Annotated in this window: 16 protein-coding genes; 2 read left to right on the top strand and 14 right to left on the bottom strand. The window is 53.0% G+C overall.

The genetic code is table 11. The features are described from left to right. Positions 1–8: 8 nt before the first annotated feature. The 7 genes from eno to ACJJI8_RS12540 all read right to left on the bottom strand — a co-directional run bounded on the left by eno (position 9) and on the right by ACJJI8_RS12540 (position 11,954). On the bottom strand, positions 9–1,295 hold the full coding sequence (eno, locus tag ACJJI8_RS12570; RefSeq protein WP_282931805.1) for a phosphopyruvate hydratase: 1,287 nt from the start codon (positions 1,293–1,295) through the stop codon (positions 9–11). Positions 1,296–1,436: 141 nt separating this feature from the next. After that, positions 1,437–2,282 (bottom strand): 3-deoxy-8-phosphooctulonate synthase, encoded by an 846-nt coding sequence (kdsA, locus tag ACJJI8_RS12565; protein ID WP_413664888.1) that lies wholly within the window; start codon positions 2,280–2,282, stop codon positions 1,437–1,439. Positions 2,283–2,338: 56 nt separating this feature from the next. Then, positions 2,339–3,973, bottom strand: coding sequence for a CTP synthase (gene pyrG / locus ACJJI8_RS12560; RefSeq protein ID WP_252085084.1), 1,635 nt, complete (start codon positions 3,971–3,973; stop codon positions 2,339–2,341). Positions 3,974–4,098: 125 nt separating this feature from the next. Beyond that, on the bottom strand, positions 4,099–5,409 hold the full coding sequence (gene tilS / locus ACJJI8_RS12555) for a tRNA lysidine(34) synthetase TilS (RefSeq protein ID WP_444932576.1): 1,311 nt from the start codon (positions 5,407–5,409) through the stop codon (positions 4,099–4,101). Between the two features lie 680 nt (positions 5,410–6,089). Continuing rightward, the gene (locus ACJJI8_RS12550) at positions 6,090–6,839 is read right to left on the bottom strand and encodes an alpha/beta fold hydrolase (RefSeq protein ID WP_444932575.1); all 750 of its coding nucleotides are present in this window, start codon (positions 6,837–6,839) and stop codon (positions 6,090–6,092) included. 806 nt (positions 6,840–7,645) lie between these two features. Beyond that, a complete protein-coding gene (locus ACJJI8_RS12545; RefSeq protein ID WP_444932574.1) occupies positions 7,646–10,237 on the bottom strand; it encodes a glycoside hydrolase family 3 protein in 2,592 nt (863 codons plus the stop codon). 385 nt (positions 10,238–10,622) lie between these two features. Further along, complete coding sequence (locus tag ACJJI8_RS12540; protein WP_413664879.1) at positions 10,623–11,954, bottom strand: sugar MFS transporter; 1,332 nt, start codon at positions 11,952–11,954, stop codon at positions 10,623–10,625. Between the two features lie 524 nt (positions 11,955–12,478). Here ACJJI8_RS12540 and ACJJI8_RS12535 point away from each other — a divergent pair. Together ACJJI8_RS12535 and ACJJI8_RS12530 are read left to right on the top strand one after the other, a co-directional pair. Next, positions 12,479–13,651: a sensor histidine kinase gene (locus tag ACJJI8_RS12535; RefSeq protein WP_444932573.1), complete on the top strand. Its 1,173-nt coding sequence runs from the start codon at positions 12,479–12,481 to the stop codon at positions 13,649–13,651. Then, positions 13,648–14,490, top strand: a complete 843-nt coding sequence (locus ACJJI8_RS12530) for a LytR/AlgR family response regulator transcription factor (RefSeq protein ID WP_444898154.1) — start codon at positions 13,648–13,650, stop codon at positions 14,488–14,490. Before ACJJI8_RS12535 ends, ACJJI8_RS12530 begins: the two co-directional genes overlap by 4 nt. Positions 14,491–14,636: 146 nt before the next feature. Here ACJJI8_RS12530 and ACJJI8_RS12525 read toward each other — a convergent pair whose 3' ends face one another. From ACJJI8_RS12525 to ACJJI8_RS12495, 7 genes are all read right to left on the bottom strand, one after another. Beyond that, positions 14,637–15,899 carry a sugar MFS transporter gene (locus tag ACJJI8_RS12525; protein ID WP_413664876.1) on the bottom strand — a complete coding sequence of 421 codons (1,263 nt, stop codon included), beginning with the start codon at positions 15,897–15,899 and terminating at the stop codon, positions 14,637–14,639. A gap of 518 nt (positions 15,900–16,417) precedes the next feature. Beyond that, positions 16,418–17,374, bottom strand: coding sequence for an acetyl-CoA carboxylase carboxyltransferase subunit alpha (locus ACJJI8_RS12520; protein ID WP_282931792.1), 957 nt, complete (start codon positions 17,372–17,374; stop codon positions 16,418–16,420). Positions 17,375–17,467: 93 nt separating this feature from the next. Then, on the bottom strand, positions 17,468–20,986 hold the full coding sequence (gene dnaE, locus ACJJI8_RS12515) for a DNA polymerase III subunit alpha (protein WP_444906003.1): 3,519 nt from the start codon (positions 20,984–20,986) through the stop codon (positions 17,468–17,470). A gap of 58 nt (positions 20,987–21,044) precedes the next feature. Further along, complete coding sequence (locus tag ACJJI8_RS12510; protein WP_108732299.1) at positions 21,045–21,260, bottom strand: DUF1289 domain-containing protein; 216 nt, start codon at positions 21,258–21,260, stop codon at positions 21,045–21,047. Next, a complete protein-coding gene (locus ACJJI8_RS12505; protein ID WP_444912436.1) occupies positions 21,253–21,789 on the bottom strand; it encodes a gamma carbonic anhydrase family protein in 537 nt (178 codons plus the stop codon). The genes ACJJI8_RS12510 and ACJJI8_RS12505 overlap by 8 nt, the downstream gene beginning before the upstream one ends. A gap of 98 nt (positions 21,790–21,887) precedes the next feature. Continuing rightward, entirely contained in the window at positions 21,888–22,409 is a 522-nt protein-coding gene (locus tag ACJJI8_RS12500) for a methylated-DNA--[protein]-cysteine S-methyltransferase (protein WP_444932572.1), read from the bottom strand. Then, a complete protein-coding gene (locus ACJJI8_RS12495) occupies positions 22,406–23,872 on the bottom strand; it encodes an AlkA N-terminal domain-containing protein (RefSeq protein ID WP_444932571.1) in 1,467 nt (488 codons plus the stop codon). The genes ACJJI8_RS12500 and ACJJI8_RS12495 overlap by 4 nt, the downstream gene beginning before the upstream one ends. Positions 23,873–23,964 lie beyond the last annotated feature (92 nt).

Below are 23,964 nucleotides of genomic sequence, written 5' to 3'. Positions count from 1 at the left end.
ATAATGGATTACTTGAATTCAGCGCGGCCGCGATAAGGCGCGGAGCCATTCAGCTCAGCTTCGATGCGCAGCAGACGGTTGTACTTGGCTACGCGGTCTGAACGGCAAAGGGAACCGGTCTTGATTTGGCCAGCAGCAGTCGCAACCGCCAGATCTGCAATAGTGGTATCTTCGGTCTCACCGGAGCGGTGAGAGATCACAGCGGTGTAGCCCGCATCTTTAGCCATTTTGATCGCATCCAGAGTCTCGGACAGGGAACCGATCTGGTTGAACTTGATCAAGATAGAGTTACCGACACCTTTCTCGATACCTTCCTTCAGGATCTTGGTGTTGGTTACGAACAGGTCGTCACCTACCAGCTGTACTTTTTCACCAATTTTGTCGGTGAGTACTTTCCAACCGTCCCAATCACTCTCGTCCATACCGTCTTCGATAGACAGGATCGGATAGTTGGCGGACAGATCGGCCAGGTAGCTGGCAAAACCCTCGCTGTCGAACTGCTTGCCTTCGCCAGCCAGATCGTACTTGCCATCTTTGTAGAACTCGGAAGAAGCGCAGTCCAGAGCCAGGGTAATGTCATCGCCCAGGGTGTAACCGGCCTTCTCTACCGCTTCAGCAATCACTTTCAGCGCTGCTTCGTTGGAAGGCAGGTTCGGAGCAAAGCCACCTTCATCGCCAACCGCAGTGTTCAGGCTGTTGCTGGACAGTACTTTTTTCAGGGAGTGGAAGATCTCAGCACCTTGGCGCAGAGCTTCAGCAAAAGATTCAGCCTTAACCGGCTGAACCATAAATTCCTGAATATCCACATTGTTGTCAGCGTGTTCGCCGCCATTGAGGATATTCATCATCGGTACCGGCATGGAGTACTCGCCCGGAGTGCCGTTTACCTCAGCAATATGCTGGTACAAGGGGATTTTTTTGGAAGCAGCAGCTGCTTTAGCGGCAGCCAGGGAAACCGCCAAAATAGCGTTAGCGCCGAAGTTCGCCTTATTTTCAGTGCCGTCGGCATCAATCATCGCCTTGTCCAGGGCGCGCTGATCGGAAGCATCCATACCCTTGAGCAGGTCGGCGATAGTAGTGTTGATATTTTCAACCGCTTTCAGGACACCCTTGCCCAAGTAACGGCTTTTATCGCCATCGCGAAGTTCCAGCGCTTCACGGGAGCCAGTGGAGGCACCGGAGGGGGCGCAGGCGGAGCCAATAGAACCATCCTCCAGGATTACATCGGCTTCAACGGTAGGGTTACCGCGAGAATCCATTACTTCAAAGGCTTTAACAGCGACAATCTTGCTCATTTACAATGGGCTCCGTATTGGTACTTACTGAAAATAGGTTTTCGTAAATCAGACGTTATGCACTTTTGCTACAGCACTCAGGCTAAATAGCAGACGGGAAAGTGCCGCGCGCCCAATCAGGGCGCGCAAAATATTTCTTTTTTATTTCGTATCCAGCGGCTCAAAACCTTTAATCAGGTCATCTACCGCTTTCATCTGCGCCAGGAATGGCTCCAGCTTTTCCAGTGGCAATGCACTGGGGCCATCACACAATGCTTTGTCTGGATTCGGGTGTGCTTCCAGGAACAGGCCGGCAATACCGATAGCCAAACCTGCGCGGCCCAGCTCAGTGACCTGCGCACGGCGACCACCAGAGGCAGCACCGGAAGGATCGCGCATTTGCAGTGAGTGGGTGACGTCAAAAATCAGCGGTGCACCGCCGGAGGCATTGATCATGGTGCTAAAGCCCAGCATATCGACAACCAGGTTGTCGTAGCCAAAGCAGGCACCGCGCTCACACAAAAGAATATTTTCGTTGCCACACTCAGCAAATTTCTCCACCACATTTTTAACTTGTGGCGGGCTCATAAACTGGGGCTTTTTGACGTTGATCACTGCACCAGTCGCTGCCATAGCCGCGACCAGATCAGTCTGGCGGGCCAGGAAGGCCGGCAGCTGGATAATATCCACGACTTCGGCAACCGGAGCAGCCTGATGTACTTCGTGGACATCAGTAATCAAGGGAACCTTAAAGGTATCTTTGATTTCCTGAAAAATCTTCAGGCCTTCTTCCATTCCCGGTCCGCGATAGGAATTGATGGAAGAGCGATTAGCCTTGTCAAAAGACGCTTTAAAAACATAGGGAATACCCAGTTTTTCAGTGACTTTTACATAGTGCTCAGCCACCTGCATCGCCAGGTCGCGGGATTCCAGTACATTCATACCGCCAAACAGCGCAAAGGGCTTATCGTTGGCGACCTGAATATTTCCGACTTCAATTGTTTTCACTGTCAGCTCCCTGTCATCTCACCCCCAGTCACAGAGACCGGGGGGCGGATTACTGATTAACCCTGGTTTTCACGCTGCTTCATTGCGGCGGCAACAAAGCTTTCGAACAGCGGATGGCCGTCGCGCGGGGTTGAAGTAAATTCCGGGTGGAACTGGCAAGCAACGAACCAGGGATGGTTCGGCAATTCAACCATTTCTACCAGGGTATCGTCTGCAGACCAGCCGCCAATTTTCAAACCAGCTTGCTGCAGGCGATCAACGTAGTTGTTGTTCACTTCATAGCGGTGGCGGTGGCGCTCTACAATGACGTCTGCGCCGTAGATATCGCGAGCCTTGGTGTCTTTAGCCAAGCGACATTCCTGGCCGCCCAAGCGCATGGTGCCACCCAGGTCGGACTGCTCGTCGCGCTTCTCGATATTGCCTTCGCTATCGATCCACTCTGTGATCAGGCCGATAACCGGGTGCGGGGTTTTAGTATTGAATTCAGTACTGTTGGCACCTTCGAGGCCGAGCACATTGCGCGCGAACTCGATAACCACAGACTGTAAACCGAGGCAGATGCCCAGGTAAGGAATATTGTTTTCACGAGCGTAGCGAACAGATTCAAGCTTGCCCTCTAAACCGCGCTCACCAAATCCGCCGGGAACCAGGATTGCATCGGCATCCTTGATCAGGTCAATGCCGTTCTCACCCTCAACGTCTTCAGCGTTGATAAAGTCGATATCCACTTTGCAGCGATGCTTGATACCCGCATGGGTCAGGGACTCGATCAGGGACTTATAGGCATCCAGCAACTCCATGTATTTGCCAACCATGGCAATTTTCACTTCGTGCTGCGGGTTCAGCTTGCCATCGACCACTTCATCCCACTCGGAAAGGTCTGGTGCCTGGCATTCCAGCTGCAGTTTTTCCACAACGATATCGTCGAGGCCGTAACTGTGCAGAAGACGCGGTACGCCGTAGATGGTCTTGGCATCGGGCAGAGGTACAACAGCGCGCTCTTCAACATTGGTGAACAGTGCGATCTTGCGGCGGGAGTCCTCATCGATCTCGCGCTCGGAACGGCACAGCAGAATATCCGGCTGCAAGCCGATAGAACGCAACTCTTTAACAGAGTGCTGGGTCGGCTTGGTCTTGGTTTCACCAGCAGTGGCAAGGAAAGGCACATAGCTCAGGTGGATCAACAGGGCGCGATTGGTGCCCATTTCCACACGCAGCTGACGCACAGATTCCAGGAACGGTTGGGATTCGATATCACCTACGGTGCCACCGATTTCAACAATAGCGACATCGACATCGCGGCCACCTTCTACAACACGGCGCTTGATCTCGTCGGTAATATGGGGGATCACCTGTACGGTGCCACCCAAGTAGTCACCACGGCGCTCTTTGCGCAGTACGGTTTCGTACACGCGGCCGGTGGTGAAGTTGTTACGCTTGGACATCCGGGTACGGATAAAGCGTTCGTAGTGACCCAGGTCCAGGTCAGTCTCGGCACCATCCTCGGTGACATACACCTCGCCGTGCTGGAAGGGACTCATGGTACCCGGGTCTACGTTGATGTAGGGGTCCAGTTTGAGGATGGTAACCTTGAGGCCGCGGGCCTCGAGAATGGCGGCCAAAGAGGCGGAGGCGATACCTTTCCCCAACGAGGAAACCACGCCACCAGTTACAAAAATATAGCGCGTCATGCAAAACCTTGGTCAGTTGAGCGCTCGATGAATGTCGAGCTTACAGGGCTGGCCCGGGCGGATAATCCAGCTTCTCCCGGTGCCTTTTAGACGGGGCGCCAGGGTAGCAGAAACCCCCTTAACACTCAATCGAAAAACCGCCAGCCGGGTGGGTCATCCGGGATGGCGCAGCCTGCTTTGCATGAAAAGAGCCCCGCGACAGCCACCAGATCATCCCCCAAAAATACCAATGGGACACGATCCCTGAGCCAGGGCTCAAGGGCCCACTCCTGCAAGAGCTTCTTAAGCGTTTGTGACCTGGAGCGATTTACCGGATGAGCACGCTCCCCTCCTCTGCGATAACACACTCGATAATCGCCCACTGGCCAATCCGACGAGGGCCGAAGAATGCCACCCGCTGGCAGAGCCAGATTAGAGCGGCCATCCCAGTGCCAATTTTTATCGGGTTTATTGGCAATTGGCGCCAGCTCAGGGGTCAGGTAAAGGCGACTCCGAAAACGTCGTACCACTTGCCCACCTAAATTAACTTCAAGCTGTGCATCCTCTGCCGCATGAGTCACCTGGGAAAGCGCCTGATTTAATAGGGCCGACTCTGGCGGCTGCCCCCCTTGGCGCAACACCCAATGCCGCATAAGGTTTTTACGGCGCCCCTCGCTAAGGCTGAAGAAGCGAGGCAGGGCCAGGCTTTCGCCAAATCGCTCCACCTTTAAATCAACCCCCTCCAGGTCAGCAAGTGCCAACTCAGACAGCAAGTCCGCAGACTCCCTCAGGTTCTCCGCTGCCCGAGCGATCTGGCGACTCACTCCCCAACGCTGGTTGAGCAGTGGCACAACTCGATGCCGCAAAAAATTCCGCTCTAGGGCCTCATCCGCATTGCTGTCATCTTCAATCCAGCTCAATCCATGAGCCTCAGCCCACTGCTCTAGCTCTTTTCGCCCCGCTCCGAGTAGAGGGCGCAGTAAGTACTTATTATCTCCGATCGTTCGACTCTCGGACATGCTGGCCAATCCCAACACGCCCGCGCCCCGCATTAAGCGCAGCAGGAAAGTCTCAGCTTGGTCGTCCGCGTGGTGACCGAGCAGAATTTGATCACCTTCGGACATCACCTGATTGAAGGCGGCATATCTCGCCCGGCGAGCCCCCTGCTCCAATCCGCCATCTTTGTAATCAACAGTAACCTGAATGGCTGTAAAGGGTACCGCCAGATTTTCAGCAAACTCCTTACAGTGAGCCAGCCAAATGTCCGCATTTGCATTCAGACCATGGTGAATATGAAGCGCACGCACGGGAATTTGGCAAGTTACCAGAAGGTGCAGGAGAACAGTGGAATCCAGACCACCAGAAAACCCCACCCACAACTGGCCGCTGGCAGGGTGGGACTGCAGTATATTCTTTATCAGAGATGGGAGTTTTTCGCTGGGATTTACATTTTTCACGGGGAGTTAAACAAAGTCTAAGCTCCAATCAGTATACCGCCAATAGACCAGAATACAGATAGAAGAAAGCCCCCACAACTTCAGACACGCCAAGACCGCAATATTAAATAGAGGGTCACTAAAGGTTAAATTTCACACAAAGGCTTTACCTTACACTTTAGGAGCAAATTATCTAACTCCTCAATTGTCACTGCTAAGACGATTAGCTAGTCGCATATATAAACCTCGAAAATTAGATGAAATTAATCTTGGAGTAGTTCACCTCAGGATTTGGGGCACTAACCGTAAATTATACCCTTGCAATAAAAGTGATACTAACCGCACTACCGCCAATGCCAGCCCCCATAAAATATGTCTAAAAACTGCGACAAAAGGAGAAGGTTATTTTTTTACCAGTCGACTTAAAGCTAACACTCACGACCCCATCCCACTAACATTTAAGCCCATAAAATTTAACCATTCACCCTAACCTCCGAGCAACCAATGAATATCATCACTCTTCCGCGTTCGCCTTTAACAAAAATAAATATGCGGGCATATGAATTAAATTTTTCATTCGGCTACTAACTTAAAGTCCAACATAAGAAATTCAGAAATCGACAACCAAACACCCAATAAAACGCTACAGCCACATAGCTATAGCAGATACTTTTACCGCTATAGCTATGCAAAAAACGCAGTCAAGCAGTTTTAGCTAGAGGATTTGTTAGACTTGAGATGTATCCAGAGAGAAGCTGATAAAATGCCTCGGGCTTTTCCAGCATAGGACTGTGCCCACAATCATACACTTCACAATAATCCAAATTATCATTCTGGGAGGCCAGCGACCGCCAGGATTCAGCCGGTGTTATTTGATCGAAGTCTCCCCATATTAACTTGATCGGGCATCTCACTTTCTTCAGACTGCCATAAACATCATACTTCCTACTTATATTCAGCCATTTAACCACTGATTTAAACGTTTCGTTAGTGGAGAAAATAGTATTGATATCGGCGACGCCCTTTTCGTAGTCCGGTTTCGGCAGGCGGTTAATATCTCGGAAGACCCGCTCACAAAGTATATTTGCTGCTCCAGGTACCGACCCGCGTAAATCAGAAAGGGAAACTCCTGCCTCCAACTCCTCAAGCCCCGGGGCTCCACTGATAACCACCCCAGCTACCAGTTCAGGATATTTTGCGGCAAAATCTAACGTAATAAGCCCACTCATCGAGTTGCCGACCAAAATATTATTATCCATATCTCCATTTAACTGGAGACACTCTCTAATCATTTCGTGCGCCGAATCCAACTTACCCATAAAAACCTCGGGGATAGATGGCTCGATAACAGTTATTTTATGCCCCTGCTGCCGACAAGCGTCTGCAACCTGGTTCCAAATCCACCCACGCGCGAAAAGTCCTGGTAAAAAAACGATATGACAAGGTGCCATTAGTTCCTCCAATTCCATTTCAAGTTAATTTATCCGCACCATCCCCGGCACCACCATGACCGAGGACCTCAAAATGCATAAAAATCAAACAGGGAACCAACCCACCATAACCGCCATAATTCAATGGAAGGCCAGGTCTGAAAAGTAAACACTCGAAAAATAACCAGCAATAAGAATGCCAACTATCCAAGAGCCCTAATTTTGAGAGCGAAGTCATACTAACCAGAGAGGAATGGCAGCTTCATTTCAAATCAATTACCTTTCTGTTCCCGAGAAAATGGAACCTGCGCAAAGCCTACCCCACTCCAAAATTTAAATAAGATTAGAAAATAAAATTTATTGAATTATTTATTCGCCTGCACGTTTGCAGTGCCTGACAACTCAATACAGCACCAATAGCGGCAATAATTTTGTGACAAGTAATACTATGAAGGCGTGAAATAACAAAAATCAGGAGAGGTAGATTTATCGTGGGATAACACTATCCAATACACTAAAGAAGGAAATAATACACTGCGCTCGGGACCCTATGAGGCACGGATGCCGATTAGGAGCTTACAGGGATGTATTCACAGCGTGTCTCAAGTGAAGTGTATTCTTTCCTTCCACCCCAGTAGTAAATCTATGGGATAAAAGAAATAGTAATATCTGGAAAGAAGAGATTGGCGGGCAAAGAAGTGCCAACGGGATAGAACATCACACTGGCACCGTTCCTGTGAGAACAAATTGTTTCAGCCACTAACCGGATCCAAAAAACAGGCTCCGGTTAGAACTGAGGGTAATTAGCCCTTTAAGTGTGTTGTAACTTAACCGTCACAACGAATATCAGCAGATACTCCAGCTTCCGGGGTCAACTTAACGTTGGCAACCGCAATAGCCATCGGAGCTTCACTCTCCAAGCCAAAGGCACTAAACACCTTGCCAAAATCCGCACCGGCTTTTACAAAGCACTGCAGATCTACAGAAACCCGGGTCCAGCTTTTCTGCTCCATGGATTTCAGCGCAGACTCCAGCGGTACCTTGGCAGAACAGCCATCTCCACAGTTCATGGTAGCCACCACTGGCTTTTCAATTGGCTGATCGACACGGATATTCAGTGTCAGCGCAGATTTCTCTTCCAGGTAGACATTCAGGTCCTGCATATATTCAGCAGACAACTGAACTGCACCAGGACGCAGGCCTTTCCAGGTAATCAGTCGAGCATCTTCTTGGGAAGACATATCGATGGAGCTGACAGTGATGTTTTTATCGTCTCCGCTAACCGCGAAGTTACCGTGCACAGGTACAACCTCTGCCCCAGCTTCAGCAATATTTAACACCCAGGGAGCCTGCGGGCGGGATACCAACAGCCAGGCTTCTTCCAAACCGCCACCGGCACTGGATTCACTGGTCTCCGGCAATTCGTTGCTCACCAGGGATTCCTGTTCAGCAGCCAGGCCATAGCCCAACTCAAACAGTGGCTCGTAATTCTCGTGGTAAGGATTCAGGACATTCTGATAGCTGTGCATTGGCCAGCTGAATGGCAGCTTGCCGGTAAAGTCGTAACGGGCTTCCCCATCGGCGCCTTTAATCAGCACATCTGCAACACCAGCACCTTCAGAGCCAGGCAGCCAGGCAGCAACAAAGGCATCGGATGCATTCAATTCACTGTTAATCCAAAGCGGACGACCGGACAGGAACACACTGACTACCTGAACACCCTGCTCGCGCAGTTTTTTCAGCAGCGCCAAATCCTTCTTGTTACCGCGCTGGTATTCCAGGTTGGTAATATCGCCGTGCCACTCTGCATAGGGCTCTTCGCCAAATACAACAACAGCAACCTTGGGTGCCTTACCATTGGCAAAAGTGGCATCTGAGAAGCTGCCATCAGCACTCAATACCGCTTCACCGCCAGCGGCTTTAACCGCCGATGAAATACCTTCAAAGATTGAAGTCGCACCAGGGAAGTCTGCGCGCGTGTTGCCGGTACCCTGCCAGGAGATCGTCCAACCACCACTCTGCTTGGACAGGTTATCCGCACCATCGCCGGCAACCAGAATATTCTGGTCCGCAGCCAATGGCAGCAGCTGGTCGTTGTTTTTCAGCAACACCAGGGATTTGCGTACCGCTTCACGAGCGATTGCGCGGTGCTCCGGGTTGCCCAGGATGCCGTCTTTGCCTGCCAGCGGCATATTGCGGTCAAACAGACCTGCACGGATCTTCACTCGCAGGATGCGGCGAACGGCATCATCGATACGCTCCGCACCGATTTCACCGCTTTTGGCCTGGGCCAGGGTGTTGTTGTACAGGGCTTTCCAGTCCGCCGGCACCATAAACATATCGAGGCCGGCATTAATCGCCGCTGCACAGCTCTCTACAGTGCAACCGGGCACGAAACCGTGGCCATTCCAGTCGCCCACAACAAAGCCATCAAAACCGAGGCGCTCTTTCAGAACGGTGGTCAGAAGGTATTTGTGGCCGTGGAGTTTTTCACCGTTCCAGCTATTGAATGAAGCCATAACGGTCTGTACGCCTGCCGGCAGAGATGTCAGGTAACCCGCCGCATGGACCTCTGCCAGTTCTTTTTCCGGAACCGCATTATCACCTCGGTCAATTCCTCGATTCGTACCACCGTCACCGACAAAGTGCTTGGCAGTGGCTACCAGATTTTCGCCGCGCAGGAACTCAGCGCTGGATTTTTCGCCCTGGAGCCCCGTCACCATTGCCTCGGCATAATCCGCAACAATCTTGGGATCTTCGGAATAACTCTCGTAAGTTCTGCCCCAGCGGTCATCGCGCACTACCGCGACGGTGGGAGCGAAAGTCCAATCGATACCGGTCACTGCCACTTCGCGGGCGGTGGCGCTACCAATACGCTCAATCAGCTCCGGGTCTTGGGCGGCACCCAGACCAATATTATGCGGGAACAGGGTCGCACCGATCACATTGTTGTGGCCGTGAACCGCATCGGAACCCCAGATCAGGGGAATCGCAACACCGCCATCGGAAGTGTCCATAGAAGCCTTAAAGAAGGCGTCAGAAAGGGCCAACCAGTCTTGCGGCGTGGCAAACTTATCGTTGTTCGGGAAGGCGCCACCACCATTCAATACGGAACCCAGGTGATAGGTCTTCACATCTTCAGGAGTAACGCTGCGGATTTCCGCCTGGATCATCTGACCCACTTTCTCTTCCAGAGACATGCGGGACATGATTTCAGTGATTTGGGCTTCCAGCTTTTCATCGCGCGGTAAGGCTGGCTTGAGTTCAGGCCAGTTGTCGATGCCCTCGGCGGCACTGGTGCCAGTATCGGCCTGCGCTTTATCGGCTTTTGGCTCAGTTTGTTGGCTCTCGGAATGACACCCGGCGAGCACAGAAGCACAGAGCACAAAGCCCAGCGAAAATCGCTTACTAAAATTCACGAATAACTCCCAAAATTATTCCACGCTTGTTAACTGGCTCTACGAGTTGCGCTCAGACAAACTTCAGAGGAAATATCTCCAAAGCCCTACACCCAGCGCGACCTACTATCGCCATATTTATTATGCCGCACATCACCTGCCCCGGCAGTTGTGCACGGTCTGCCTCCACCGAGCTGAAATATTAGAGATAACTCCAGATCCAGCTCTCGTCGGAATCAAGTTCTGCTAATGCCGTATTCACCGATCGGCCATAAAACTGAGTCATGGCTACCCAGTGGGCACAGTTCGCAATGACAACAAATTGCAGTACTTGTCTCTACAGGCCAATAGAAATCCGATGGGCTGGTCCAAATTGCAGACAAGGCGGAAAGGATAAATGAAGGTTCTACTCCACCGCGCTACCGCGCAGGGTTCGTGAAAAAGCCCCGTAATAAACGATGTAGCAGTAACAAACCAGAGGCACCAAAAATGAATACTGTATACCGGCGCTATCAGCCAGCATTCCCTGGAAAAGAGGAATAATTGCACCACCTACAATTGCCATGCATAAGATACCGCTACCCTGGCTGGTATGTTTACCCAGCCCGCGCAAGGCCAGGCTGAATATAGTCGGGAACATAATCGAGTTACACAGACCCACCGCAACTATGGACCAGACCGCGATCGGGCCAGACGTCATCATCGCGATTGCTATAAGTACCACCGAACCCAGGCCACAAACCGCCAGGGTTTTTCCAGCAGAGACAAAGCGCAGCAAAAAGGCCCCGGCAAAGCGCCCAATCATCGCTCCGCCCCAGTAATAAGAGACATACTTTGACGCTTCAAAAGGAGCCATCTTTGCCACTGATGGTTCACCAAAGAAACTCACTAGAAAACTGCCAATAGCCACCTCCGCACCCACATAGGCAAAAATACCTACAGCCCCCAGGGTCAAGCGGGGGAAACGCCACAGAGAAAACACATCGTGACCATCCGCTCCTCCACCCTGTTGGTGCTCGGGAATAGCCGGCAACCTGATCCAGGAAAAGAAAGCGACCATCACCAGTAGAAGCACTGCTAACCAGAAATAAGGCGTCTCAACCAAAGCCGCTTCGCGGGCCCTGAACTCAATAATACTCGCCGCTGTATCCGGGTCAGCGGTAATAGTAAGTCCCGCAAAGAAAACTGCGCCGCCAATCACCGGTGCCAAGGTAGTTCCCAGGGAGTTAAAAGCCTGGGTAAGATTCAGTCGACTGGGCGCCGTGCGAGCACTGCCCAGCGCGATAACATAGGGGTTTGCGGAAACCTGCAGCAAAGTAATCCCTGAGGCCAGAACAAACAGCCCCAGCAAAAACACTTCGTAGATTTGCAGACGGGCAGCGGGAATAAAGACCAGGCAGCCCGCACAAGCCACCAAAAGCCCGAGCACCAGCCCAAGCTGATAACCAACCCGCCTCAACAACATGCCTGCCGGCACGGATACCAGGAAATAGGCAGCAAAAAAGTAAAACTGCACCAAGACAGCCTTGGTGTAACTCAACTCAAAAACATTTTTTAAGTGCGGCACCAGCACATCGTTCAGGCCGGTAATAAATCCCCAAATTAGAAATAGGGACGTAAGTGCAATTAAATTGATATAGCGCGGGGCAACGCCGGCCGCTACTCCGGCACGGGCATCAGTGTCATATTTAGCCATCTCGCTCGAGGAGAACCCCGATTCGGGCAACATCTGGCTCATCGGAAACCGATCCCCAAATCTAAACTATTTCTTTCTAGCGGTTGGTCCATTCACCCGGAATTTTTTCCGCCACCACATTATTTTGCGCAAAAGTTAGTACCACCTCTGCGACTGTGGATTCATTCAAGCCGTTAAAGGCCCTGCACATTTTTACCACAATTATTGGCAACTACCTATCTACTCAACCAAATTTCAAATTACCGTTTTTGACCAGATAGACAATCTAATAGTGTCGAGCTGGATAAACAGAAGTACCACTGAACTTTAGCCTCAAAGAAGTCCGGGCTGATTAACTCTCATTTAAAAATAGAGAGGAGTTGTCTTCTGAATCGAGATTGCCGAAAATTACTCGACTATTCACCCCGAAATCAGATAAAAAGGACTTTCTCGGGGACAAGCCGGAAGCGTGGCGCTATCCCCTCTGGCGGGTCACGTTTCTGCAAGGTAATATTCTGCGGATAATAATGAACGCGACGATGAGCGTCTATCCCGTCCTTTTCACAATACTAAATATGCGGGAAATCATGCAGTACTCGACCCGTCTAGATACGAGACCGAACACTGAAATTCAGTCGACCCGCTGGTTTTGGAAACTGCAGCTGGTCAGCTGGGTTGGCATACTGCTGGTCACTTTTCTTTCACTGACCCTGTGGCACTCCCCTACCGAGTGGCCTCACTTCGAGCCTGTCAATACAGTATTCCAGTGCGCTATTGCATTTTTATTATCCCTGTTTCTAAAACCGATTTTTGATGTCGCCTGGGAATCAGAGCTCGCTTTCCGCACCGTGATCTACCTTCTGGCTGTCGCTGTTATTTCGGGAATATGGACCTTGGTTCGCATGGAGGCCTACATACGCCTCAGCGGTGAACACTCGATTTGGTCTGAGTTCGGCGGCTGGTATTACGCTTCTTTATTTGTGTTTCTATTCTGGAGCGCCCTGTACTGCGGGGTAAAATATCACTTCCTACTCAATGAAGAGCACAAAAAAATGCTGGAGGTCGCAGCAGTACATGAGCGGGAGCAGCTCCGCAGACTTCAGGCAGAGGCCATCGCCAATGAGGCGCAACTAAAAATGTTGCGCTACCAGCTCAACCCCCACTTTCTCTTCAATACGCTCAACTCCATTAACGCCCTGATTCGATTCCAGCAAGCTGATGAAGCGCGGGAAATGGTTGTGCGTCTCAGTGATTTTTTAAGGCTCTCCCTAAAAGAAGATCCGATGCAGAAAGTTGAACTTGAACGAGAGATCGAGGCGGTATTGCTTTATTTGGAGATTGAAAAAACCCGCTTTGCCGACAGGTTGTCCGTAGACCTGTCGATCGATGAAACCGTGCGCCGCGCACAAGTGCCCAGCATGTTGCTGCAACCACTGGTGGAAAACTCGGTGAAATATGCCATAGCCCCCAACGAAATGGGGGGCACTATCGGTATCCACGCACACAACACCGATGATCGCCTGGTGCTGGAAGTCTACGATACCGGCTGCCCAGATCACTTTGCCAGCGAATGTGACCCGGAATCCTCCTCAACAGGAGTGGGGCTTAAAAACGTGCGCGAACGATTATCCACGCTCTACCCTCAAGATTTCAAAATAGAACAAAACAATAATTCTGATGGCGGCATGCAAGTACTCATCAATATTCCACTGGAAATTTCCAACCCATCAACCCACCTGACACAGGGAGAAGTTCAATGAGCAAGCTCAGCGTTGTACTGGTGGACGACGAGCCCCTGGCTTTAAGACTACTGAAAAGTATGCTCGAAGAACGCAAGGACCTGGATATTCTCGCCTGTTGTCGCAATGGCCGGGAAGCTGTCCAAGCAGTTTCAGAGCACAACCCGGACCTACTCATTCTCGATGTGCAGATGCCAGGAATGAACGGTTTTGATGTGGTGCGCAACCTTCAGGCTGACACCATGCCTCTGGTCATCTTTGCCACAGCCTACGACCAATACGCCCTTAAGGCCTTTGAAGTCCACGCGGTCGATTATGTGCTCAAACCACTGGACCCGCGCCGACTGGAAACCGCCCTCGACCGGGCCCGACAGCGCCAGGCACAGATGATATCCAAAGGGGAGGATGGCCATCAGGAAGAGAAAAACCGCCTGATGCGATCCTTCGAAAGCAGTCCCAGCAAGCCCTCAAGTGGTGAGAGTACTGCTGCGGCTGCAACCCAGCGTATTGCCATTAAAGACCGGGGCAGTATTACTATGGTTAGCCAACCGGATATCGAGTGGATCGATGCGGCTGGGGACTATATGTGTGTGCATGCCAAAGGGGAAACCCATGTAATGCGCAGCACTATTAAAGACCTGCAAAAACAACTCTGCCCGGACACTTTTAAACGCATTCACAGATCCACACTGGTTAACCTGAACTTTATTGTACATATCAAGGTTTTAACCAAAGGCGAGTACTTTCTCACCCTGAGCAGCGGTGCAAAGCTGAAAGTAAGTCGCAACTATCGCTTACCGATTAAAGAGTTTCTCGATTCCAACAAACAGTCTGATCTAACTGCCCCCCAAGCTTCCTAACCCCCAACCTCTCTAAAACTGGCAGGGATCGCCGGTACCCCCTCCCCCCACAATCAAATGCATTTCAAATTGGCCATTTATTCCGGACACAAAAAAGCCGGCATAAAAATGCCGGCAAACGAGCTCAGAAGAGAAGAAAAGAAAACTTAAGCGCGTTTATCTGTACGGTGTCCTGAGAGACCGTAGTAGAGAATATAGAGGTAACAGAAGATCGGCAGAACGAACGCCAATTGGATACCAATTTGGTCAGCCAGAAGCCCCTGTAACAACGGCACAATGGCACCGCCTACAATGGCCAGGCATAAGATTCCGGAGCCCTGACTGGTCGATGGGCCCAGCTTGGCCAGAGCCAAACTAAAGATAGTCGGGAACATAATAGAGTTGCACAGACCCACAGCCAGTACCGCCCACATCGCCAGATAGCCGCTACCTGTAACAGTAATCAACAGCAGTACACAGGAGCCGATAGAGCAGATTGCGAGCACTTTGCCAGCAGAGATAAAGCGCATAATTAAAGCGCCGGCAAAGCGACCAACCATAGCGCCACCCCAATACAGGGAGATATAGAAGGCGGCTTCAGACTCTTCCAAACCGGCGATGGAATCCTCAGCAATAAAGTTCACCAGGAAGCTGCCGATAGAGACTTCAGCACCCACGTAGACAAAAATAGCGATCGCACCCAACACCAAGTGACGGTAGCTCCAGGCGGAAGCGGCTTCAGTATTGGAAACAGACTCAGAAGTTGCACTACTGACAATTGCCGGCAAATTCAAAAATGCGAAGACGATAGCCAGGATCGCCAGCGCGGAGGCCAGGATCAGGTAGGGAACTTCAATAACAGCAGCGCTGGCAGCACCCGCTGCAACACCGGCAGCGGGTAAAATCAGCAATGCACCAAATTGAGGGGCGATAGTGGTGCCCAGGGAGTTAAAGCCTTGGGTCAGCGTCAGGCGGCTGGGCGCCGTGCGCTCATCGCCCAGTGCTGTCACATAAGGGTTGGCGGAAACCTGTAAAATAGTAATACCGGAAGCCAGAATAAACAGTGCACCGAGGAACAGTGCATAGACTTCCATTCTTTCAGCGGGGATAAACAGCAAACAGCCAACCACCGAAATACTTAAGCCGGTCACAATCCCTTTCTGATAACCAATTTTACTGACCAGAGCACCGGCAGGCAGGGAAACGAGGAAATAAGCGCCAAAAAAGCAGAACTGCACCAGCATTGCCTGGGCATAGTTCAGCTCGAAAATTCCTTTCAAGTAGGGAATCAAAATATCATTCAGGCAGGTGATAAAGCCCCACATAAAAAATAGTGAGGTCAGCGCCACCAGGGCAAACCTGTGCCCCGACTGGTCACCCGTCGGTATCTGCGCAGCATCCGTTGCTGTATTACTCTGCATTATTGCCATAATTATTAATCCTGAGACTTCAGCTCACAGGTCTCTCCGGTCAATATTTTTATCCGGGCAAACCTGTGCCTATTGCACCAATCTTTATTGTTGGTACTTTCTATCATGGAGGTAGCGCCGCCTCAGAGGGCTTTTCGATAAGGGGGTTCAAAATGGGGGCAGCGTGGACATTCAGCGGCCGCCAAGCTCCAGACTGTCTGCTATCGGACCAGCTGAACCGCTTTCTCAGCGGCCTCCCTCGAAAGAGTAGATCAACCTGTTTGAGTACTTTATTTCCCTCTTAGACTTCCCGGGAGTCCAATAACCTAGCCACATAGAGGAGACTGACCACAAGGCAGCTCTGTAAATAGTGGTTTTTTTTCAGGCAGAGGGACAGCGAAATGAAAACTCAATCGCGCGGAAAATAATACGAAACCGCAAATTTCTATGAGTAGGGAAAGAAGGGGATAGGAAGGAAACACCAGCCGCGCACAAGGGCAATATATTTATACCCTTGGCACGGCGGGAAAGGACCAAGCTTAGGAAACGATATTGCCGTAGCTCATCAGGCGCTGATAGCGCTTCTCCAGCAGCTCATCAATGGGGATGCTGCTCAGCTGATCCAGCTGCTCGCTAAGACGGTCTTTGAGGTTATTGGCCATTGCATCCGGGTCACGGTGAGCGCCACCGAGAGGTTCGGGGATAGTTTCATCCACAATACCCAACTCTTCCAACACGCTGGAAGTCACCCCCATCGCCTCAGCGGCCAAAGGCGCTTTCTCGACCGTTTTCCAGATAATGTTGGCGCAACCCTCAGGGGAAATCACAAAGTAGGTGGAGTATTGCAGCATGTTCAGCTGGTCACCCACACCGATCGCCAGTGCACCACCGGAGGAACCTTCACCAATCACGGTACAAATAATCGGCGTGCGCAGGCGGGACATCACTGCCAGGTTCTGGGCGATGGCTTCACTGATACCGCGCTCTTCACTGTCGATACCCGGATAGGCTCCCGGGGTGTCGATCAGGGTCAGCACCGGCATTTTAAAGCGCTCGGCCATTTCCATAACACGCAGGGCTTTGCGGTAACCCTCCGGCTTCGGCATACCAAAGTTGCGCGCAACCTTCTCGTTTACAGAGCGGCCTTTCTCTTCACCAATCACCGCTACCGGCTTGCCATTTAAGCGCGCGATACCGGCGATAATCGCCTTGTCATCACCAAAGTGGCGGTCGCCGTGCAGCTCATCCCAATCGGTAAACAAACGCTCGATATAGTCTTTTGAATAGGGACGTTGCGGATGGCGGGCTACCTGTACGACCTGCCATGGGCTCAGGTCGGAGTAGATGGACTCGGTCAAAGTTCTACTCTTCTCCCGCAACCGGGTAACTTCATCGGCGATATTCAGCTCGTTGTCATCACCCACAAGCTGCAGCTCTTTTATCTTGCCTTCCAGCTCTGCAATTGGCTGCTCAAACTCGAGAAAATTAAAATTCATGAAATCTGCGCCTTTAACTCTTTTTGTTACCACCGGGCTATCACAGCGGCATAGCTTAACTGTACAGAACCAGCCAGTCGAGCCCGGTAGATTTTAACGCCGTTGTGCGTATTGAAGCGCCACCTGCTCACGTCCCAACAGTTCCCTGAGGGACTGGACCATCTGGTCGTTTGGTTCTACGTTCCACTGCGGCGGCAGTCGGTACAAACCCCGGGCATCGTGGCGGGAAACCTCAAGGCTGACCCCGCACTGACCACCGGTATAGGGTTGCAGGCAAGCGGCCAGCCGCTTGGCCAGCCCCGGTGCCACACTGCCGCTATCCACTCGCAAGCGCACCCCGGTCACCCGGCTCTGGCGCAACTCATCGAGCGTGGAAACGCTGTTTACTGTCATCTTCAGGCCGCCGCTGTAATCGTCAGTGGCAACCGGTCCATCCAATACCAGCAGAGCATCCTTGGCCAACTTGTCTCTATGTTCGCCAAAGGCCTCGCTGAACATGGCCGCCTCAATACGGCCACTGCGGTCATCCAGGGTAACAATAGCCATGGAATCACCGCGTTTTGTTTTCATTACCCGCATCGCCACAACCAGACCCGCAACTTTTTGCGATTCCCGGCCGGGTTTCAAATCGGCGATTCGCGCCTTCACCAAGTGTTGTAACTCACCGGCATACTCGTCAATCGGGTGCCCGGTGAGATACAGACCCAGGGTATTCTTTTCGCCTTCCAGGCGCTCGCGGATACTCCAGCAGCGTGTGCGGCGGAAATCCTCGTACACATCGCCTTCGGATGCCTGGGGCACCACTTCGCCAAACAGGTCCATCATGCCCGCATTGGCATTGGCCTTTTGCTGTTCCGCCGCTTTTACCGCTTCATCCAGCGCGTTAAACAGCACTGCACGGGAGTAATCCAAACCGTCGGCACCATTGGTATCCGGGCCTATGCTGTCCAGTGCCCCAGAGCGCACCAGTGCCTCCAGCGCGCGCTTGTTCACCTTGCGCGGATCAACCCGCGAGCAGAAGTCGAACAGGTCGGTAAAGGGACCCCCCTCTTCCCGCGCCGCAATAATATTTTCGATCGGACCTTCACCCAGGCCCTTAATCGCACCGAGACCGTAGATAATGCGATTGTCGATATCCACCGAGAACTGGAAGCTGCCCAGATTCACATCCGGCGGCACCAGCACCAGCTCCATGGCTCGGCACTCTTCGATAAAGGTCACCACCTTATCGGTCTTATCCATATCCGAAGACATGGTCGCCGCCATAAACTGGGCGGGATAGTGCGCTTTCAGCCAAGCGGTCTGGTATGACACCAGTGCGTAAGCCGCAGAGTGCGATTTGTTAAAACCATAGCCTGCGAACTTCTCTACCAGGTCGAAGATCTTAATCGCAAGTTCGGGGTCAATTCCTTGCTCTTTTGCCCCGTTTTCAAAAGTGGCCCTCTGTTTGGCCATTTCCTCCGGTTTCTTTTTACCCATCGCCCGGCGCAACAGGTCGGCGCCACCGAGGGTATAGCCCGCCAACTCCTGGGCGATCTGCATAACCTGTTCCTGGTAGACAATAACCCCGTAAGTGGGCTCCAGGATCGGTTGCAGTTTTTCATGCTGGTATTTGGCATCCGGGTAGGCCACCTGGGCGCGACCGTGCTTACGGTTAATAAAGTCATCAACCATGCCTGATTGCAGCGGACCCGGACGGAACAGGGCCACCAGGGCGATCATATCTTCCAGGTTGTCCGGCTGCAGGCGCTTGATCAGGTCCTTCATACCCCGGGATTCCAGCTGGAATACCGCCGTGGTCTCTGCCCGTTTGAGCATTTTGAAGGTTTCTTCATCGTCCAGCGGCAGCGCGGCAATATCCAGGGGCTCCTCACCCTCACGCGCGCGGGTCTCGTCCACCATGCGCTTGGCCCAGTCGATGATGGTCAGCGTCCGCAGGCCGAGGAAGTCGAACTTCACCAGGCCCGCATCTTCCACATCGTTTTTATCGAACTGGGTTACCAGACCCGCGCCAGTCTCGTCACAGTAAAGCGGCGCAAAGTCGGTAAGCTTGGTGGGGGCGATAACCACACCACCGGCGTGCTTGCCCACGTTACGGGAGACCCCTTCGAGCTGCAGGGCCATTTCCCAGATTTCCTGGCCCTCATCATCGTGGTCGAGGAATTCCCGCAGGATCTCTTCCTGGTCGAAGGCCTTTTGCAGGGTCATGCCCACATCGGGGGGAATCATTTTGGACAGCTTGTCGGCGAGGCCGTAGGACTTGCCCTGTACCCGCGCCACGTCCCTCACCACCGCCTTCGCGGCCATGGTTCCGAAGGTGATAATCTGGCTCACCGCCTGGCGGCCATAGTTATCCGCAACGTAGCCAATTACCCGGTCGCGCTTCTCCATACAGAAGTCGATATCGAAGTCGGGCATCGACACCCGCTCCGGGTTCAGGAATCGTTCGAACAGCAGATCGTATTGCAGCGGGTCCAGATCGGTAATGTCCAGCGAGTAGGCCACCAGGGAACCGGCACCGGAACCCCGCCCCGGGCCCACCGGGATATCGTGGTCTTTGGCCCACTGGATAAAGTCCATTACGATCAGGAAGTAACCGGGGAATCCCATCTGGATAATGATATCCAGCTCAAAGCGCAGGCGGTCTTCGTAGATCTGGCGGCGCTCGGCATAGTCCGCAGCGGACTTGTCGAGGATTGTGGCGAGGCGCCGCTCCATACCTTCATAGGAGACCTTTTCGAAGAACTGGTCTTCGGTCATGCCCTCGGGAATCGGATATTCCGGCAGGAAGTACTTACCCAGCTGGATCGGTGCGGAGCAGCGCTTGGCAATCTCCACAGTGTTTTCCAGGGCTTCGGGGATATCGCCAAACAGCTCCCACATTTCTTCCGGTGTGCGGAAATACTGCTGCGCGGAATAGCGGCGTTCGCGGCGGGGATCATCGAGAGCGCGGCCTTCGTGGATACAAACGCGCACCTCGTGGGCCTCGAACTCGCTCTCATCCATAAAGCGCACGTCGTTAGTGGCTACCACGGGCAAGTTCAGATTCTGGGCCAACTTCACCGCCGAGTGCAGGTAGTCCTCATCGCCGGCGCGACCGGTACGCTGTAATTCCAGGTAGTAGCGGCCGGGGAATAACTCCGCCCACTCCCGTGCCAGCTCCTCCGCCTGAGCGCGGCGCCCCGCTACCAGGGCACGGCCCACATCGCCGTACTTGGCACCGGACAGCATCAGCACCCCTTCGCTGTACTCCTTAACCCATTCGCGCTTGATATAGGCATTACCGTGGTACTGGCCCTCCATCCAGGCGCGGGAAATCAGCTCAGTAATATTGCGGTAACCATCGGCGTTCATCGCATAAAGCGTGATCAGCGTGGGCTTGCCCTCGCCGCCTTCGCTGAGCCAAAAATCCGCTGCGGTAATCGGCTTGATACCGGAACCCAAACAGGCCCGGTAAAATTTAATCTGCCCGTAGAGGTTGCACTGGTCGGTAATCGCCAGGGCTGGCATTTCCAGCTCCTGGGCGCGGGCGATGGCCGGCTTGATTCTTACCAGGCCATCGATCAGGGAAAATTCTGAGTGAATTCTTAGGTGGACAAAGGGTTGGGTCATAGTCGCATTTAGTTCCGGGCCCTGCGAGGCCCGGCCCCGACAAAGCGCTATCGATTGTTTACCAGATTCGGCCCATTTGCCGCGCGCGCTCGGTGCAGAGCTTTAACACTGCACGGCGCTCATCATTGTTCATGGAGCCCCAGCGGCTGATTTCGTTACCACTGCGAAAACAGCCCTCGCACAGGTCCTGCTCATTCAGGGCACATACGGAGATACAGGGGGATTTCACCGGGCGCTCTTTCGGCTCCACGGTTTTTACCGGTTGTTCAGACATCTTTAGCCTCAAGCGGGACCAGTTCACTGGCGAAATGTTTGCCGTTGGCCGCATAGTGATCGCTGCTGGCTTTGAGCAGCTCGTAGGTGGCGGGATCGAGAGATTTTACTACCTTGCCGGGAGAGCCCAGCACCATAGAGTAATCGGGGATTTCTGTGCCCTCGGTCACCAGCGCATTGGCGCCAATGATACAGCACTTGCCGATTTTGGCCCGGTTTAAGATCACGGCATTGATACCAATCAGGCTGTAATCACCAATGGCACAGCCGTGAAGCATCACTTTATGGCCTACGGTGACACCGGTGCCGATGGTTAATGGCACACCCACATCGGCATGCAGTACCGAGCCATCCTGTACGTTACTGTATTCACCGATAGTGATCGGCGCACAGTCACCGCGCACCACTGCGTTAAACCATACGGAGCTGTGCGCGAGCATACGCACATCTCCAATCACATGGGCACCGGGCGCAATATAGTGGCCCTCACCTTCCAGTTGTGGCTGTTTATCCCCCAATCTGTACAGCATTTGGCCTCCGGCTCGATATGATTATGAACCGCTCATTATCTCGCGCCAAAGAGGCCGTGGCTAGGGAGAGATGATTGCGCTTTTCCCAATATTACCCGCTAGAGCAGCTCGCCCTGCTGGACAAAGTTGGCACCCTCAAGAGTGAGTAAGCGCGCTTTCAAAGACAGGCCGCCGGCGTAGCCGGTAAGGCTGCCATTGGCTCCGATTACGCGGTGGCAGGGAATAACGATGGCAATCGGGTTCGCACCATTGGCCCGCGCCACCGCGCGAATAGCCCGTGGCTGGTCCAACCACTGGGCTTGCTGGCTGTAACTGCGGGTTTCGCCAAAGGGAATTTGCAACAGCGCATCCCAAACCCGGCGCTGAAATTCAGTACCCTTTGGCGCCAGTGGCAGATCAAAATTTTTGCGCTGGCCGGCGATATATTCCCGCAACTGCTGAGCGGCCAAATCTGTCAGCTCCGAGGCGCCGCGCTGCCAACCGGCCCCCAAACGCAATGGTCGTTCATCGTCATAAAACTGGAGTGCAACTATACCCCGGGAGAGACCCTCTCCCGCCTGCTCGCAGGCCGCGATGGCAACATCACCCAATTCCGTGGTGTAACTCTCATAGACAATCATTTTTTCTCTCCAGATTTCAGGGACTGCCACAACAAAATGGCTCCATATGCCCGCCAGGGCCGCCACTGCTCTGCCCGCTCCAGGGCCTGCTTGGGTTTTGCCTTTTCACCATCACTGCCCAGGGCTTGCAAAATACCCAAATCCGACGCGGGGAAAGCATCCGGCATCGACAGGCCCCGCATAGCAATATAATGCGCTGTCCAATCGCCAATACCCGGCAGTGCCGTGGCTTGGCTGCACCAGTCCTCCAGGGACTGATCGGCAAAACTCACACGGCCATCCAAAGTTGCGGCGACAAACTCCTGTAGGGTTTTCATCCGAGCCCGGGTCAAGCCCAGATCGGCAAAGTCCGCCTCAGCGAGACGCTCGGCCGTTGGGAATAAAAACCGCTCTCTGCCAGCATCGTCCACAAAAGACTCCCCATAGCGGGCTACTATACGTCCGGCAATAGTGGTCGCCGCCGCGACACTGATCTGCTGACCGAGAATCGCCCGCAGTGCATATTCGAATGGGTCCCAGGCACCGGGCAAGCGCAGGCCCGGATTCTTCGCCAACTGATCCGCTAGCAGTGGATCTTCATTTAATACCGTCTGGATCTCTTCAATATCCGCATCCAGATCAAACAGCCGGCGTAGGCGCTGGTTCAGTAGATATAACCCTGCCCCACCTTCCTGACCATAAACCTCCACTACCAAGCGATTGCGTTCCGGATCGTGGGAAACCTCCATCACGCCACGACAAGCATCCAGTTCGAAACTGCGTGAATAAACCTCCCCCTCCACCTGCTCTACCCCGGCCAAAGCGCGGGCTCCCAAAAAAGCCAGGAGTTGTTGCCAATCTAATGGCGGGCGGTAATCCAGGTACAACCGCACCCGAGTCGCACTCGCCGTCTCGGCGCGCACTGCGTGTCCCTCCCTGCGCACCTCGGAGGGGGTGCGCTGATAGATCTGTTTGAATACGCCGTTAAAGCGCCTCAAGCTGTTAAAACCAGACTCGTAGGCGATTTCAGCAATAGGCAAGTCCGTATCTCGCAGTAAGCGAAAAGCAAACAGTGCCCGCTCGGTTTGCCAAACTGCCAAGGGGCTTACGCCCAGATGCTCAGAGAACAGGCGGCGCAAGTAGCGGCTGCTGACCCCGAGACGCTCTGCCAGTCGCTCCACAGATTGAGGCTCGCGCTCACTGCGCATCAGTTTTAAAGCGCGCTGTACGGTGGTCGAAACCAATCCCCAAGCTGGACTGCCCGGCGCAGAATCGGGGCGACAGCGCAGGCAGGGCCTAAAGCCCGCATTGGCCGCCTCCGCCGCAGTCTCAAAATAAGTGACATTGCGCTCCAGCGGTGGCCGAGCGGGACAGATCGGACGGCAGAAAATGCCGGTTGTTTTCACTGCGGTATAGAACCGCCCATCAAAGCGCCGGTCTCGGGCCAATCGCGCACTGGAGCAAACTGCTGCATCAATCTTCATAAGTCTCTCTCGTTTCTGACTACCAGTGTATGGATTGGACGGTATCGGAACTAGTCATAAACGGAACTGACCATTTTGGGCTGTAGACTTGG

This window comes from Microbulbifer maximicatervae (SeqCode), from assembly GCF_052467695.1.
Note: the sequence above shows the minus strand (reverse complement) of the source record. Positions and strands in the feature narration are given on the sequence as shown.